We start from the raw sequence: 16,899 nt of genomic DNA on the forward strand, positions 1-16,899 counted from the left end.
ATTTTTCGTCCGCTCCACCCACTTCTCATCATGCGACGTCATATAACTCCCCAACACATGATTTCCCGCCTCCGGTATCGCCACCGCCTCCTTCAAACTATCTGCCGTACCCAACAAACCCTCCATCTTCAAAATCGCACTCACCTTCACCGTCCCATCCTGGTGCTTCAAATCCTTATAATAATATAAATTCAATACCGGTTGCTTTATCTTCCTGAACGTAGCCGGCACCATCGTGGTCTCCAGCAATCCCTGCAACTCCCCCACCGCTTCCAGCCTGTACCGGGTATACCAATACTGCGCCCGCAATGGATCCTTCTCGTTCGACTCACTATAATCCCCCTTCATCACTATCCTGGACAACTGCAACCCCCACGGATTATTCGTCAAAAACGCCATGTCATTATTAATCTCAATATTCGGCGACATATTGATCACTGCATACACATCATTCGGATACGTCGCTGCCAGGTCCAGCGCCAGTGTACCCCCCGTAGACGTCCCCATCAGGATCACCTTCTCTCCCAACGCCTTCCCAATAGCCAGCGCTTCCTTCGCATCCCGCCACAGGCCCGTCGCCGTCATAGTCAGCAAAGGCTCTGAGGTATCCAGCCCATGTGCATCCAGGCGGGACAGGTACAGGTTACAACCATATCGCTTTGCAAAATCCAGGTGCACCGGGTTGCCCTCCCCCTGGCTGGCAGAAAAACCATGGAGATATACTACTGCATACTCCGTTTTTGTATGCAGGGAATCATGCCACACAATCCGGGCCTCATTATCCGGCTTCAGCTTATGCTGTGCCTCCTTCTGACGGACATATTTTTCCAGTTCCACCACATTATCCGGCACCTGCGGAAACTTCGGATCATACACAGGTACAGCAGGTCTTGGCCCCAAGTAATACACCAACACCAGGGACGTAAGAATCATCAGGGAAACGCGCAGCCATCTGCTATTCATGGAGAGTCAATTATTATTAAAAAACAATACAGGTAATAACCGAGATTATTACCTGTATCAGTCAATTCATTTATATCGTCAGACGATCAAACCACCGTTTCCTTTGTTAAAGGTTTCTTTACCGCCGGTCTTTCTTTGTTCTGACGCAGACGCTGGAACATACTCATAATGAATCCTACCACCATTACAATCACCCCAATCCACAACACATTGATGAATGGGAAGATAAAGGCTTTCATCACTATGTAATCCCTGAAAACAGTAGATTCTTTTACTTCCAGTTCTACCTTTTTCTCCTTTGGCAGGATCTTACTAAAGCGAACGTAAAGTGACAATGGTGCCACGGTATCAGGGATATTATATTCGTAACTACTGTCGCGGATCAGGTAAATCGGCTTCAGGTTGTACTGGTCATTGTTCTTGGTATATACCTTCAGGGTTGCACCCACAGCCAGGTCATTTGGCTCGGCGGTATAATTACGGCTGGTTGGCTGCGGATCCAGCCCTTCCATCACCATATACCCATTGGAGAAAAAGATTGAATCCCCCTGTGCTACCACATGCGGCTGGTAAGTAGCCGTATCACTGTCATCTTCTTTCAAAGGTACAGCTGTAATATAAGTAAAGATATCCTTGTTCCAATAATGTTTTGAATCCGGGTTCGGTGTCAGGGTCTGCTCACCTTTATTGCTCAGGAACGCATCCGGATGTAACGTAAAGGCTTCCAGTGTTTTACCGCTGGTGGCATCCTTCCGCTCATACCTTACCAGGTAAAACGTTTTGGATTCGCCCGCCGGCATAGAATCGCCTGCATAGGTCACATGGTAATCTCCCATCTGTACAGGGAAGTTACGTGGCAGCATCAGGTTCTCACGTGGATTCTCCTTACTGTTCGCACCAAAGAAACCGCCATCCAGCATTTTCATCCTGTCGATAGAAATGGTTTCTTTCTTGGATGATGTGATCACGATACCCAGCAGCACCATACCAAAACCAATGTGTGCCACAGATGCTCCCGCCGCTTTCAGTTTGCCCTTCTGACCAATCCAGATGTACGCCACGTTCGCAATAATGGCATAGTAACTGGCAAACATCATCAGGTAAATCGCCATCAGGAAACCCGCACCATATGCATCGTAGTTGACCCTGCCCAGCCAGCCGGAGAGCACAGTCGCTACCAGTGCCAGCCCTGTAGGGATCAGCAGTTTACGGGTAAATTGCCCTTTCGGCGTATCCTTGTATTTCAGATATTGCACGATAGCGGTGAGTATCCCAATCACGATCGCAATCCAGATCTGGATCTTATTATAATGGAATACCCCGTCTGACGGAGGTGCAATGTCATGCGTAATATTGAAGAGTTTCTTGATACCCAGGTTGTTAATCAGCTTGTTCCATACCGGGATGGATGTGGTAAAAGTGATCTGGATAGCGGCAATCATCAGGATCAGGGAACCGATGAAGAGCCAGAACTCGCGGGAGTAAGTACTTTCCTCCTTGTGAACAGCCGGGATCTCTTTTCTGCGGGCTATCAGCATGCCAAATGCAGGGATGAACGCGAAGAGGAAGAAGGTCAGTTGTCCGCTCATACCCAGGTCCGTAAAGGAGTGTACAGAAGTATCACCCAATACACCGCTACGGGTCAGGAAGGTGGAGTACAGGATTAAAATAAAGGTTATGAAGAAGAAGAAGAAAGTCGCTTTCAGCGCATGGCCGGACGACTTAAAGGCCAGCAGGGTGTGAATACCTGCTACCAGCGTGAGCCATGGTACGAGAGAAGCGTTTTCTACCGGATCCCATGCCCAGTAACCACCAAAGGTCAGTGATTCGTACGCCCAGGCAGCCCCCATCATAATTCCAAGACCCAGTACTGCCGCGCTGAACAGGGCCCATGGCAGGGCTGGTTTAATCCACTCTTTATATTCCCTTGTCCAGAGGCCGGCAAAGGCATAGGCAAAAGGCACGATGGTAGAAGCAAAGCCCAGGAACAGTACCGGCGGGTGAATTACCATCCAGTAGTTCTGCAGGGACAGGTTCAGACCATTCCCATCCTTGATAAAGTTGAGGTAGTTAGGACTGTTTACCCATGGCAGACCCTGGTTTTCCGGTGCATGACGCAGCAGCATGAATGGGTTGCTACCTACCTTATAATTTAAAATGAAAATACCGATCAGCATGCTGCCCAGGCACACCTGTGCAAATGAGAGCATGGTCATAGCAGGCGCTTCCCACTTTTTGGAGGTACGAATCAGCACCAGGCCCAGAATGCTCTGCCAGATAGACCAGAGCAGGAAACTACCTTCCTGGTCAGACCAGAAGCTGGACAACAGCAAACTTACCGGAAGGTCGCGGCTGGAGTTGCGCCAGATATATTTATATTCAAAATAGTGACTGTACAATGCATAATACAGGCAACCAAATACTGCAAATACAGATGCTGCCTGAACGATAAACGCCCAACGGCCCTGCAGCTTCCAGGAACGGCTCTTTACCTCATCTTCGGTACGTACGCTTACCCAATAGCTGACAGTGGCCACTATCGAGGCAACGAATGCCAGAACTGCAAAAAAATGTCCAAACTGCCCGGGCAATAAATGCTCTCCTATATATGTCGTCTTCAAGATAAAAAGGTGCTAGAATGAAGAAATAGCCCGACTGTGCGGGCCATTAACTACTTTTTAATATTATAAAGCGAACGGCTTATACTTTGTTGCCAACCGCTACCTGGTCATTTTTATATTTAGAAGGGCACTTCATCAGGATCTTTCCGCAATGAAATTCTCCATCTTTGATCATCTTGCCAGTCAGTACTACGCTTTCTGCTTTTTCGAAATCAGTAGGTTTGGTACCGAAATAAACAACTTTGCAGACTTCACCGGATTTATCCTGCACATAAAAGGTAAACAGGTTTGCATCCTTAGCAGGATCATACAGCATAGTTTTGGTGGTATCCAGTTTTCCGATTACCTGGAATTCTTTTCCTTCTTTCTGACGAGCTGTGGCGAATGTTTCATAGGTACTGAAATCACCGGCCACTGTAACAATCACCCCAATTGCTACAGCAATCAGTACTAATAAAACAATATTAGATTTCTTCATATCGTAAATAGATCTTAAGCTTCCCCTTAATGTGTTTTTTTAGCCTTTAATACGGTCCATTCATGTTTCAATGCGCAAAATTACGGCAAAATGAGGTTTGAAGATGGATTTTTTATATGAAAGGAGATATGATATTTATCATAAAAGCCGGCTCTGCCTTTTGGCATTACTGCCATGGCCTTTCAGCATCCACGCTGTGCAATACCGCTTTATGTATAAAGTACTATCTTTGCGCCGGAAAATAGTATAAGAACTTCATAATCATGGCGGATTTATCCAACTTTGATCCTAATTCTGTCAGTCTGGTATCTAATAATATCTTTGGATTGCCAACCACTGAAGAGGATGCATCACTCGTGTTACTTCCCATTCCATGGGAGGTGACAGTCTCCTACTGTCACGGTACTGCAAGAGGACCTGAACAGATTTGTAAAGCATCGTTACAGATCGACCTCCTTGATCCTGACGTAAAAGAAGGCTGGAAAAAAGGCTTCTACATGCGCGACCCGGACAAGCACCTGCTGCTCCGTAGCGACTACCTCCGCAAAGAAGCTGAACTCTACCTGAAATTCCTTACAGAAGGTGGCGATATCTCCGACAATGAATTTCTGAAAAAAACGCTCGTAGACGTCAATAAGGGTACCGAATTGATGAACGAGTGGGTGTATAATCAATCTAAATTCCTGCTGGACCAGGGCAAGCTGGTAGGTCTGGTAGGTGGCGACCACTCTACCCCTCTCGGCTATATTAAAGCCCTTGCTGAAGAAAAAGGTGAATTCGGTATTCTGCAGATCGACGCCCACTGCGACCTGCGCGATGGGTACGAAGGTTTTCAGTACTCTCATGCTTCTATCATGTACAATGTGCTGAAGGAAGTACCGCAGGTGACCAAACTCGTGCAACTCGGTATTCGTGATTATTGCGAAGAGGAACTGCAATACATTGAAAATAATAAGGAAAGGGTAAATACCTTCTTTGACCGGGATGTTAAACACCGTCAATACGAAGGTGTGAACTGGGCCACTATTGCCAGCGAAATAGTTGAAAAATTACCACAGCAGGTTTATATCAGTTTTGATATTGACGGACTGGATCCTAAACTCTGTCCACATACCGGTACGCCTGTGCCAGGTGGGTTTGAATGCGAACAGGTTTATTATCTTTTTGCAAAGATACTGGCCAGCGGTCGTAAACTGATTGGCTTTGATCTGAGCGAGGTGAGTAGTGCACATGAGGAGTGGGATGCGAATGTAGGGGCAAGGGTGTTGTTTAAATTGTGTAACCTGATGGTGCATCCTGATAACAGGTAGTGATCCATCTTCATAACAAGTAATTTCACACATGCAATCTTATAAAATAAGGATCTTACATCCCAATGCCATGACCCGTTTGCGGTTGCAGCCAGCTATGCATGGCCTCATCGGCATACTCTTTTTACTCATTACCATTGGCATTTACAACCGCCCGGATCCTAACTGGGCAGTGGCTGGTTTCTTTTTCCTGCTGGGAATCGGCAGCCTCGTCTTCCCTTTTATGATGAAGCGGTTTAAGAATATACAGTCTGCCAACAGCCTGGCGCGTACCGTACAGGCCTTTGCCTGTCTCACAGGGTGCCTGTATGTGCTGAGCCATATGCAGCCTGTCGTAGCCGGTTTCCTGTTCCTCACAGGTATTGCCGCTGCGTACATCGGTTATGCCGAATACAAGATTTTCATGCCTTCATATATTAAGGTTGATTTCAATGGCGCAACCCTGCCCACCACCTTCTCAGAAAAGGTGATTAGCTGGAGCCGCCTGAATAATTTAATTTTGCGCAACGACCTGCTCACTTTGGACTTTAAAGACAACAAGGTACTGCAACTGGAGGTTCTGGATGAACCCGGTGCAGACAAGGAAGCTGAAATGAATGCATTTTTTAAGAGCAGGCTTTAATCACAACTCAGTATGTTAAAACAGTCGCCGTACATTTTATATTCCGACGGTCAGGGGAATATTTTTGAAGATACTACCATGCTTACTACCGGCCGTAGTGGCTGGGATGCATGGCCTATAGAGCTGGACGAATGGATTGAACTGCCGGAAGGCGGATCGCTGTATGAATTGCCCGGTCGCCGTGGCATTGGTTTGAATGCCGAAACCGGTGAAATGCAGTTGTGCGATAAAGGATGGGCAGTAGCTGCCTTTATTCCCCCTGCACATACAGGTTTTTATATGGCGGCGTACGAGACCATGCCGGATGCACCTACCCTGCCATTGTTCTGCTATACCGCTGTAGGTTGGCTGGATGGAAAGTTTTATGTGCCTGCTACAAGAATTGAAGCAGATATCAGGCAGGAATGTGCCGGTTTTGATGAAAAGAAAGTAAAGCAGGGCGTAAAAGACCTGATTAAAGCATATCCGCACAACAGGCTGGTGAAACACCTGGCCGATAACTGTGCACTCACTTATCATTGCCCTGCGGCACGCAACTATTTTATGGGTCGCTGGGAATGTCCGATTCCTTCTTCACCGGCCTGTAATGCCAATTGTATTGGTTGTATATCGTTCCAGCCGGAAGAAGAAACGATTGTATCTACACAGGATCGTTTGCGGTTTAAACCTACTGCAGAGGAGATTGTGGAATTCACCGTACCACACCTGGAAACAGCGCCGTTCCCAATTGTGTCTTTTGGACAGGGTTGTGAAGGAGAGCCGTTGCTCATGTGGGAAACCATCCGTGAGTCAATTATTGAGATGAGAAAGCATACTGCAAAAGGTAGCATTAATATCAATACCAATGGTAGTAAACCGGATGCAGTAAGAGAGTTGTGTAAGGTTGGGCTGAATAGTATTCGTGTGAGTTTGAATTCTGCGCAGGAGAAGTTTTATACCCCTTATTACAGGCCGAATAATTACCAGTTTGAAGATATTGTAGAGAGTTTGAAAGTGGTGAATGAGTTTGATGGCTGGACGTCTATTAACTACTTTGTATTCCCCGGCATGACGGATAGTGCGGATGAGTATGAGGCACTGCGTAAGCTCATTAAGGATACAGGTTTGAAGATGATCCAGTGGCGGAATTTCAATATTGATCCGGATTGGTACCTGGGCCGGTTAGGAATTACAGAGACGGGAGAGTGTTTAGGGGTAAAGCAATTGCAGGAGTTGATACATGAGGAGTTCCCGCATTTGAAATATGGGTATTTTAACCCGCCGATGGAGAGGATTAAAGGGGATTACACGCAGGATTTTGCGCATTATTAACAGGAAGGATATTTGAATTGAAAGAGCTTGTTTCTGAAAGGGAACAAGCTCTTTTTGTTTATTTGTGCATAAAACTGAACATAAAGTGTGCGAAACCGGACAACTAATAAAATCAACCGAATCATAACTAACTGATTATTAAAATGTAAAAAACAGGTACGTTTATGGCGATTGTTCTGCTGCATTCTTAAACCAAGAGTATGTTCAAAAACTATCTCCGCCTCGCTTTCCGGCAACTTCGCAAGAACCGCGGCTACTCCTTTATCAACATCTTCGGCCTCGCCTCCGGCATGGCAATCGCCCTGATCATCGGCATCTGGGCAGTCGACGAACTTTCCATTGATCAGGGTATTCCGAACGGCGACCGCGTTGTGGAGATCATGCAAAACCAATGGCCAAAGGGCCAGACCGGCGAGCAAACGCCACCCTCGAGTGTGGGCACTACCCTGTCTGCAGCACTCAACCCCTGGCTGAAAAAAGGAGACTACCAGGATGTCTTCTCCCAAACGGCGGTGATCCTTTGGGCCGGGCAACATTTGCTGGTTAGTGATGACAAAAATATCATCCAGACCGGTACTTCAGCAGAGTATACCTTTCCCCTCATTTTCGGTTACCATTTCCTGAGCGGCAACGCTGAATCCATGCGCGACCCAAACACCGCCCTTATTTCAAGGTCTACCGCTATGGCGCTTTTTGGCACGGAGAACGCAGTTGGTAAAACCTTTAAGTATGAAAATCGCCGTCCGTTCATCGTGGGTGGCGTATATGCCAATCAGCCTTCGAACAGCAGCTTACATGACTATGACTTTTTCATTTCGATGGCCAATGAAGAAACCAGTTGGATCAGGAATACCGACAATTTCGAGAACCACAATTGCCGCATCTTTGCCCTTCTCGCCGATAACGTAACCGCGAGTCAGGCAACAGCCCGTATTAAAAATATCTGCAGCCCTTTTGTAAAGTTCGCGTATGAAACTTATAATGTGCTTCCGTTCCAAAGCCTCTACCTGCATTACGATGATAGCAACGCCGTCGGCAAAGGTCGTATCGTTTATGTAAGAATGCTCGGGATTATCGGAGTCTTTATCCTCCTGCTGGCATGCATCAACTTTATGAACCTGGCTACAGCCCGCAGCGAAAAACGCGCAAAGGAAGTAGGCATCCGCAAGACCGTCGGTTCGCCACGTAGTCACCTCATCGCCCAATTCCTCAGTGAGTCGGTCCTGCTCGCATTCATCTCTTTTGTCTTTGCCATTGTCCTGGCGGCGCTTACCCTGCCCTGGTTCAACCAGCTGGCTGGTAAGACCATGACTTTCCCCTGGACGAGTTCCCTTTTCTGGACACTTTCATTGATCTGCACCCTGCTCACCGGCCTATTGGCGGGCAGCTACCCGGCTTTCTATCTTTCCGGCTTCCGACCGGTGAAAGTGCTGAAAGGGGCGTTCAAGGCAGGCAAAGGCGCCAGCAATCCGCGAAAAATCCTGGTGGTGACCCAGTTCTCCATCTCGCTCGCCCTCATCATCGGCACCATCGTCGTATTCCGCCAGATTCAATTTGCCAAAGATCAGCCACTGGGTTACCAGCAGGGCGGACTGATCACCGTTCCCGCTAATACAAAGGAACTGGACGATCATTACGAGGCGCTTCGGCAGGGTTTACTCAACACCGGTATGGTGGCAGGTATTGCCAACTCCTCCACGAGCCTTAATGGTTTTTATCAGAATAATATGCTCGAATGGGAAGGAATGAGTGAGGAAGCAAAATCTGTCACGTTCCGCGACATTTTTGTGAACGCCGATTTTGGTCCTACCATCGGTTGGAGTATCCTCAAAGGACGTGACTTTTCCCGTACGTACCTGACCGATAGTACGGCAGCCATCGTTAATGAAACGGGTGCCCGCATCCTCGGGTTTAAAGACCCTATCGGCAAAACCATTAAGCATTGGGGGAAGTCTTATACCATCATCGGTGTCACGAAGAACATGATCAACAACAGTCCCTATTACCCGGTGCAACCTGCGATTTTTTTGGGTGACGGTGGCCATTCTGTCTTTTTGATCAGCATCAAACCCGGTACCCCGATACGCAGGGCCCTCGCCGCCATGGAACCGGTTTTCAAACAGTTCAACCCGGCCAGTCCCTTTATCTATACTTTCGTTGATAAAGAGTTTCAAAAGAAGTTTAATACAGAGGCGCGCATTGGCAATCTGGCAACGGTGTTCTCCTGCCTCGCTATTCTTATATCCTGCCTGGGGCTTTTCGGTCTCGCATCCTTCGTTGCAGAACAACGTACAAAGGAGATCGGCATTCGCAAAGTGCTTGGTGCCCGCGTTACAGGTCTCTGGGCGCTGCTCTCTGCCGACTTCATAAAGTTGGTGGCGTTGAGCATGCTGATCGCTATGCCCCTTGCTTATTACTGCATGAGTCAATGGCTGCAGAACTATGTGCTTCATACTTCCTTATCCGCATGGATCTTTGTGATTGCCGGGGTGGGGTTGCTGCTTGTAACACTGGCAACGGTGAGTTTTCAGGCGGTGCGGGCGGCGTTGATGAATCCTGTTAAAAGTCTGCGTACTGAATGATTGGAGTTTGGGTTTATGAGATTGTCTCTTGACTTATACTTCTTATTTGTTTGTTCAAATGGTGGATGCTATTTCTTTGATGAGAAATTCTGCTACTACTCTTTTATCTGATGGGAAATGGGTACCAATGGCGTTTTTCTTTCTTTCATCTAAGTTGGAAAATCTGGTCAGGCACCGCCAGGAAAGTCAGGTTTTATGAATAATATCTTACAACATTATCTATTAATTCTATATCCTCTGCAATAATATAAAAAACTTTATCTTCATCCGTACTTAACTGAAAAATAGAGTTCCCAATCACAACCCCATATTTTAAATTCAGATGACAGCTTTCTTCGCTATTTTCAAGAATCCTGATGAAATCATTTTTAGTCTCTAATGACCAGCTAGTATTACTAATTACTGTAAACACATTTCTAAATCTTATTTCAAAATTATGGAAATAGGTAAAATCCTCACTCAACGCCAATGTAAGTCCGTCGTCATGATATTTATAAATTGAAGCATCTAAAAATATAAATTCTTTTACCCGTTTATTAATTACGGCAATAACATCTTCTTTCATTTAAATTTAATTTTATTTGGTCAATGGAATAATCGCCATAATAGATTCCGGATTTCTGTTTGAAGAACTAAAAATATCTCCAATCCTACAAAAAAGACCAGCACATGTTTTACTTCGATTCAAAATATGATGGGGAATCAAGCCCCCAAAATATTTTAAGCATTATTTACTTTTCTTCATGCAGCGTCAGTACATCTCCAACAGCAACATCACAAGCATTTTCAGAAAGTAAACAACTAAATTCTATTCCTTCGAGATCTTCATATTGCCTTGGACTTTCAAATTGTATACCCTTGATTAAATAAACTACATCTCCTTTGTTCAATCTCATATTAACCTTTGGAATAATGGATTTGGGGAATTTCAAAACTGCAATTAAACCAAGGCTCGTATGAAAGACCTCCAAAACTATACAAAGAACTACCATTAGCAGACAATTAATTTATATTATTATTCTCAGCATAGCTTTGATAAAAACTACCTTACTGCAAACAATTCACCAACAAACGTCAGGCAATACATATTAGCTCCCTGGTGCTCTACCAGATTGCTTGCCATTAAGTAATCAAGACTTGCCGTAACCTCACTAAAATTCGTGTCAGGAACAGAAGAATAAACAGTTGATAAGTTATGAATCTCAGTCGTAATGAGTTCAACTGAAGCATGCCCAAGTTTCTTTAAAATCTTCATTATCTCTTCTCTTGCGTTACCATGTAACAAAGTCCTGTTCAGGATGTATAGTTGTTCTTGCTGATTTAAAACCGTCTCCGTTAACCTTGCTACTCCAATCCTGGCAGCAAGCTTTATCCCCTCGATACTTCTTAAATTCAAGTTGGTACTGATATTTTTATATTCATACGTCTTATAATAGTTTGATTTCCAGTGGTCATCTTTGTAATTCATCAAATCAGACAATAGAGAATCATTCAGTAATGTAAAATAATCCTTCAAACTGTTACTATCAAATGTCTTATAAAGCTGGTTATTGTCAATTAAATAATAATCGTCCAAATAATCAGATGTAATGTTAATATGAGATTTGGTCGTGTCGCTGACCAAAAAATACGCATTTGCCATTTATCATTATTTTTAAATATAGCAGATACATTGCCATCTTCCAAAGAAATCACCTCAACAGTCTTAAACCCATTCTTTGGGGATTGTTGTCCTGTCCAGGTATTCCAGGCTGTTTGCTGTTCAGTTAAACCAGCTTTTAGCCCGTTTCTGTGTTCGATTAAATTATCAGACAATATGTAGTAAATGCCTACTGAATATAGCTAATAAAACTATACCCAAACTATACTACCATCAGTTCACCATAAGTACATCATAACTACATTTCTATATCGATTCGATATTAAGGTGCACATTTAGTGATGTATTAGTACTCATTTAGTGTTAAAGCTTCACTATGGTTGGGGTAAGATCATTAATATTGATTTTGTAATCCCAAAACCGATTTTTTATGGCCATTGTTAAAGACAACATACTCCTCCAACTCGTCCGCGGTACGCTGGGCGATCAGATCACGATTTACGAACGGAACGGGCAGATAATTATGGCGAAGAAACGCGGCCCGTCAAAGAAGAAGCCGACAAAGAAGCAGCTGGAAGCCAGGTATAAGATGCGGGTTGCCGCGGCTTATGCCGTGGTGATCCTGGAAGACCCGGAGATAAAGGCTTATTATAAGTCGCTGGCAGGCCCGGGGCAGAATGCTTATAATATGGCGGTGAAAGATGCTTATCGGTCTCCTGAAGTGCAAAATATTCAGTTTGAAGAGGAAACTGTGGTGGTGACTGCGAAAGATGAATTCAGGGTAGCAGAAGTGAATGTACGGGTAGTGGATGCTGCTGGTAACATAGTGGAAAAAGGCAAGGCAGAGTTAGGCAGGAATGGCGTAGATTGGTATTATAAAGCGGCTGGTCTGCCACCGGGTGGCAAAGTAATAGTCGTGGCGGTAGATTTGCCCGGCAATGAAACAGTGAGAGAAGTGCGGTTAGAATAGGCGCAATTTTATCTTATTCCAAAGTGAGACTGACCACGATGATGCTATCATAGCATAACCTCAGATGACATAACCGCTTTTTTCGCAGTCACCTTCTGGTATAAAAAATTAAATCCAATAGCTGCAATTAAACAAAAACCAGCAGCCACATACCACCAGACTTTAAATCCAAAATGCGCGATCGTAGCAGAACCGATAGTTGGCGACAGGATCGTCGATACCGCAAAGGATACCGTATACAATGCCGCGTACTGCCCGCGGTTGTGCTCTCCGCTCCTGCTGATAAAGAACGCGGTCATAAAAGGAATGCTCAGCATTTCACCAGCGGTAAATAAAACGATAAATACAATGCTTACAAACCCCGCTGCCGGCAAAATATTAAAACTCAGGTACGCCAGGCTGGCCAGCGCCACCCCACGGGTCATGAATGCCAACGGGTGCTTCCGGTTTTCGATTTTATAAATCAGGACCATTTCAATGGCCGCGACAAGCAGACCATTGATGCCTAATACCATCCCGATCTGTGCTTCTCCCAAATGAAGGATCTCTTTAAAATATAAAGCCACCATGGTGGATAGTTGCAAGAAACCGGTAGTAAATAAAATACTGAGCGCGATAAAGGTGAGGTATATATGATCTTTGTAAACACTATCACTTTTAGCTTTGCCGAGGTGCTCAATTTTAGCTTTGCCCACGTTCTCAATTTTATCCCTGCCTGTGCGCTCAATTGAAGCCTTGTCTACACTTTCACCTTCGCAACCCGTTTGTCTTGCCACCTGCATTTTCGGCACCATATGTACCGGCGGAATCATCAACCGCATGACCAGAATAGCCACCACACAGGTTAAACCGTCTACCCAAAAAAGAAGATGGTAACTGTAACCCGCCACAATGCCTCCCACTGCCGGTCCTACGGACCAACCCAGGTTGGAAGCCAGCCTGTTCAGGGAGTAAGACCTGGTCCTGTTTTCCGGGGTGCTGTAGTGAGCAGTGGCCGCAGTGTTGGCTGGTCGGAAAGCATCGCCCACAAGACTCAGGATAAAGATGCAGATACAGAACTGTAAGAGCGTCTGCATCTGTCCCAGTACCAGGAAAATCAATCCCTGCAGTAGCAAACTCCAAAATTGCACAGGATAAAAGCCATAACGGTCAGATAACCGTCCGCCCATAAATGCACCGACAATTCCCCCGATACCGTAGCAGGTCATGACCAGACCAGCCTGTTGTACAGAAAAGTGTAATTGCTGTGTAAGGTAAACGGTCATAAATGGGATGACCATGGCACCACTGCGATTGATAAGGAGGACAACTGCTAATATCCAGGTTGAGGTTGAAAGGCCGGCGTAGGCTTTTTTATATAAAGAAAACAAGAGATTGTGGTTTTAAAAGGCAAAATTCAGCGCAAAGGTAATCAGAATTTTTATGGTTCGCCTGTCCAAAAAAGAGTGGGGTTAGGTGTAGGCGGAGTTACGGTGGTGTGACAGGTGGGTGCCGGTGGGGGTACCCTGAAAAAAGGAGGCGGAGAGGTATTTGGAATGGTTTCTGATATTAGAATGGATGAGGCAAATTTCGGATCACACGTTCTGGATTATCTGCTTTGGAATCCAGGTCGAATGGAAAAGGCAAATTTCGGATCACACCCGGCAGGTTTTACACCATCACGGTCCACACGTATTAGAAAATATCTTATTTTTGGCCTATGCAGCAAAAAGAAAACTATACAAAGGCAAACTATATAGTTAAGGAAAAAGAAAACAATACTGATAAAAATATCAAAGCATTAGGCGTTACGATCGCTGTGCATGCATTAATTTTATTAGCATTGGTGCTGGGTGGATTCTCCGCACCTCCCCCGCTCCCTAACCAGGACCTGGGTATGGAGGTAAATCTCGGTACCTCCGACGATGGCATGGGCGATGAGCAACCACTCAACCCAAACCCACCCAGCGCTGACGCTGCCAATGCCTCTACCCCTCAAAACGAGCCAGTACCTTCCCAGGACAATTCTACCCAGGAAGATATCGCTACCCAGGATAACGAAGACGCCCCCGAGGTAAATAAGCCGGAAAAACCGGTAGAAAAACCAAAGGAAGTAGCTAAGAATCTGGATAGCAAACCAACAAAAACGACCAAGAAAACTTCTGAAAATAACCCGGTTGCAGTAGAGAAACCACAAAAAGCAAAAGCCGTATTCGGTGGCGGTACTTTCACCGGCAACAATAGCGGTAACAATGCCAATGGCTCTAACAATTCCACCGGCGAAGGTAATACCGGCAAACCCGGCGATCGTGGCCAGATCAATGGCGATCCAAATGCCAGCGGTTATACCGGCGGTGGCTTGGGTGGTGGTAAGTCAGACTTCCGCCTGAATGGCCGTAGCCTGATCAGTAAGCCTTCTCTCACTTATGATGGAGACGAATCAGGTTATATCGCTGTCAATATTAAAGTTGACAGAAGTGGAAATGTAATCGAAGCGTCTCACTCACTCAAAGGTTCTACACTGAACAACCCGAGATTGATTGAAATTGCAAAAAGAGCAGCAAGGGAATTGAAATACAATACAAATGCGGATGCTCCCGAGGTACAGTTTGCATTGATCCGATTCTATTTTAAAGTGCAATAACAGGAGATTATACCGGCAGGAGCTTCATTCCTGTTGGCGAAGTCTCGACTTTAACGTGCAATAACAGGAAATTTTTCCTTCAGGAGCCTCAACTTTAATATTCAATAACAAGAAATTATACCTGAAAATGAATCCCTTCCCCTCACCCGGGAAGGGATTTTTTTACGCATAACAGGAAATAGCTCATTTCCTCCTCATTTATAATAACATAATTTAATAACAATAATATATTTAGATATATTTGCATGGGAAATTCTTTTGTAGCGTCCGCCAATATATAGGTACTTTTTGCGTTATAAAGGGGAAAACCGAACTGCCAATTAATTAGATATATGCTTTTTAGAGTAATTCGAGTCTTAAGCCTTGCAACTGTCATTACCATATCTTTAATCGAGCCGTACAAGGCCAAGGCCCAGATGAACATGAACATGGGCGGGTATGCAAACAGTCATTACGCCGGGATTTATGGAGTACCCTCCAACCCTGGTATGGCTGCCGGCACACACTTCAAATGGGACGTAAACGTAGCTGGCGTTAGCGCCGCTCTAGGTAATACTTATGCACGATTTCCAAAGTCGCTGATCTTTCACCCGCCAGATTCACTGGAAAGGCTGAAACGAAACAGGGACTACTTCCTCGACACCATGTCTACAGGAAAACAATTTGGATGGGGCAATATGGATGTAATGATGCCATCCGTGCTCTACTCTATCGACGAGTCGAGATCCATCGCATTCGTATGGCGCGTGCGTGCCCAGGCAAACGGCGGTAATATGAATACCGACGTGGCGAATTTCTTTGCGAACAACTTCCCGAATGCACAATATTATAATCAACGTTACGATATGGAACTGGCGAATGCAAGCTTTCATATGTGGAACGAATATGACTTCACTTACGCACAGATCCTGAAAGACGATGGCATGCACCTGCTGAAAGGTGGTGTGACCCTGAAAGTACTGAATGGTATCGCTGCCGGCTATGCGCAGGTTGAAGACGCCAGCTTTGTAATGAACTCTGCTACCAGTGCCAATATCACCAGCGGTACACTGAAAGTAGGTTACAACGATGGTATCAACAACTGGAAAAAGCCCAATACCAGCAATTACAGGCCGTTTACCGGCAACTGGGGCGTAGGTATGGACCTTGGTGTGGTGTACGAATGGAGAGCTGAAATGGATGGACTGCAGGGATATGGGGAAAACGACTGGAATCCTGAAGGGGACGACTATAAGATGAGATTGGGTGTGAGTATTACTGACATCGGTGGCATCTCTTATAAGAAAGTTTCTTCCAATACCGACCTCAATCTGGTGGCGAATGTAAACCCGAATCAGATCAAAATGAGAAAAGGGGAAGGCTGGCAGTCTTACTACCGCCGCCTGCAAACTTACTTTACCCCGATTGCCAGTGACGATAAGTTCCGTATGAACCTGCCGACTGCATTGAATATAGCATTCGATTACAATATCGATGCCCGCTTCTTTGTCAATGGTAGCGCGGTAATGTCGCTGAATAGCGGTCGTTATGACGCGAGCAAAACATACATGGTATCGCACTTCACTGTGACACCACGATATGATGGACGTAATTTTGGGGTGTATATCCCGATTGATGTCAATAACCACAGCCAGTTTGATATGGGTGCCGGTTTCCGCCTGGGACCATTGGTGCTTGGTTCAAATACTGTTATCTCTAACCTGTTCCAAAAGAATAAAAACAGGCTGGATGGTTTTGTGGCGATACGCCTGGTACCAATGCATTTTGGTAAGACGCTGTTAGGTTGCCCTGCAACGCAGTTCTAGTTAAAGTTTAATTT

At 45.4% G+C, this 16,899-nt stretch carries 14 protein-coding genes; 7 read left to right on the forward strand and 7 right to left on the reverse strand.

The genetic code is table 11. The features are described 5' to 3' along the window. The 3 genes from ABDW16_RS23285 to ABDW16_RS23295 form a co-directional block, all read right to left on the reverse strand. The coding region (locus ABDW16_RS23285) for an alpha/beta hydrolase (protein WP_343673105.1) at positions 1-963 on the reverse strand (963 nt) is incomplete at its 3' end. Positions 964-1,049: 86 nt separating this feature from the next. Further along, entirely contained in the window at positions 1,050-3,584 is a 2,535-nt protein-coding gene (ccsA, locus tag ABDW16_RS23290; protein ID WP_343673107.1) for a cytochrome c biogenesis protein CcsA, read from the reverse strand. Between the two features lie 79 nt (positions 3,585-3,663). Beyond that, positions 3,664-4,062 carry a cytochrome c maturation protein CcmE gene (locus ABDW16_RS23295; protein WP_343673109.1) on the reverse strand — a complete coding sequence of 133 codons (399 nt, stop codon included), beginning with the start codon at positions 4,060-4,062 and terminating at the stop codon, positions 3,664-3,666. 263 nt (positions 4,063-4,325) lie between these two features. On the opposite strand from ABDW16_RS23295, the gene ABDW16_RS23300 reads away from it, so the two are divergent. From ABDW16_RS23300 to ABDW16_RS23315, 4 genes are all read left to right on the forward strand, one after another. Further along, positions 4,326-5,372 carry an agmatinase family protein gene (locus ABDW16_RS23300; protein WP_343673111.1) on the forward strand — a complete coding sequence of 349 codons (1,047 nt, stop codon included), beginning with the start codon at positions 4,326-4,328 and terminating at the stop codon, positions 5,370-5,372. Between the two features lie 31 nt (positions 5,373-5,403). Next, a complete protein-coding gene (locus tag ABDW16_RS23305; RefSeq protein WP_343673113.1) occupies positions 5,404-5,994 on the forward strand; it encodes a hypothetical protein in 591 nt (196 codons plus the stop codon). Positions 5,995-6,006: 12 nt separating this feature from the next. Continuing rightward, positions 6,007-7,305 carry a radical SAM protein gene (locus ABDW16_RS23310; RefSeq protein WP_343673115.1) on the forward strand — a complete coding sequence of 433 codons (1,299 nt, stop codon included), beginning with the start codon at positions 6,007-6,009 and terminating at the stop codon, positions 7,303-7,305. A 200-nt stretch (positions 7,306-7,505) separates the two neighbouring features. Next, entirely contained in the window at positions 7,506-9,887 is a 2,382-nt protein-coding gene (locus tag ABDW16_RS23315; RefSeq protein ID WP_343673116.1) for an ABC transporter permease, read from the forward strand. Positions 9,888-10,080: 193 nt separating this feature from the next. On the opposite strand, the gene ABDW16_RS23320 is transcribed toward ABDW16_RS23315, so the two are convergent. The 3 genes from ABDW16_RS23320 to ABDW16_RS23330 all read right to left on the reverse strand — a co-directional run bounded on the left by ABDW16_RS23320 (position 10,081) and on the right by ABDW16_RS23330 (position 11,529). Beyond that, on the reverse strand, positions 10,081-10,452 hold the full coding sequence (locus ABDW16_RS23320; protein ID WP_343673117.1) for a hypothetical protein: 372 nt from the start codon (positions 10,450-10,452) through the stop codon (positions 10,081-10,083). 166 nt (positions 10,453-10,618) lie between these two features. Further along, positions 10,619-10,783, reverse strand: a complete 165-nt coding sequence (locus ABDW16_RS23325; protein WP_343673118.1) for a hypothetical protein — start codon at positions 10,781-10,783, stop codon at positions 10,619-10,621. Between the two features lie 146 nt (positions 10,784-10,929). After that, entirely contained in the window at positions 10,930-11,529 is a 600-nt protein-coding gene (locus tag ABDW16_RS23330) for a hypothetical protein (RefSeq protein WP_343673119.1), read from the reverse strand. A gap of 388 nt (positions 11,530-11,917) precedes the next feature. Here ABDW16_RS23330 and ABDW16_RS23335 point away from each other — a divergent pair, with 388 nt between their 5' ends. Next, complete coding sequence (locus tag ABDW16_RS23335) at positions 11,918-12,457, forward strand: hypothetical protein (protein ID WP_343673121.1); 540 nt, start codon at positions 11,918-11,920, stop codon at positions 12,455-12,457. A 47-nt stretch (positions 12,458-12,504) separates the two neighbouring features. Here the strand turns inward: ABDW16_RS23335 and ABDW16_RS23340 are convergent, their stop codons facing one another. Beyond that, positions 12,505-13,737, reverse strand: a complete 1,233-nt coding sequence (locus ABDW16_RS23340) for an MFS transporter (RefSeq protein WP_343673123.1) — start codon at positions 13,735-13,737, stop codon at positions 12,505-12,507. A 419-nt stretch (positions 13,738-14,156) separates the two neighbouring features. Between ABDW16_RS23340 and ABDW16_RS23345 the strand changes: the two genes are divergently transcribed. Next, positions 14,157-15,080: a hypothetical protein gene (locus tag ABDW16_RS23345; protein WP_343673125.1), complete on the forward strand. Its 924-nt coding sequence runs from the start codon at positions 14,157-14,159 to the stop codon at positions 15,078-15,080. 416 nt (positions 15,081-15,496) lie between these two features. Then, positions 15,497-16,885: a DUF5723 family protein gene (locus ABDW16_RS23350; protein WP_343673126.1), complete on the forward strand. Its 1,389-nt coding sequence runs from the start codon at positions 15,497-15,499 to the stop codon at positions 16,883-16,885. The last annotated feature ends 14 nt before the right edge of the window (positions 16,886-16,899 follow it).

It is taken from the genome of Chitinophaga sp. (assembly GCF_039596135.1).
Taxonomy (GTDB): Bacteria; Bacteroidota; Bacteroidia; order Chitinophagales; family Chitinophagaceae; genus Chitinophaga.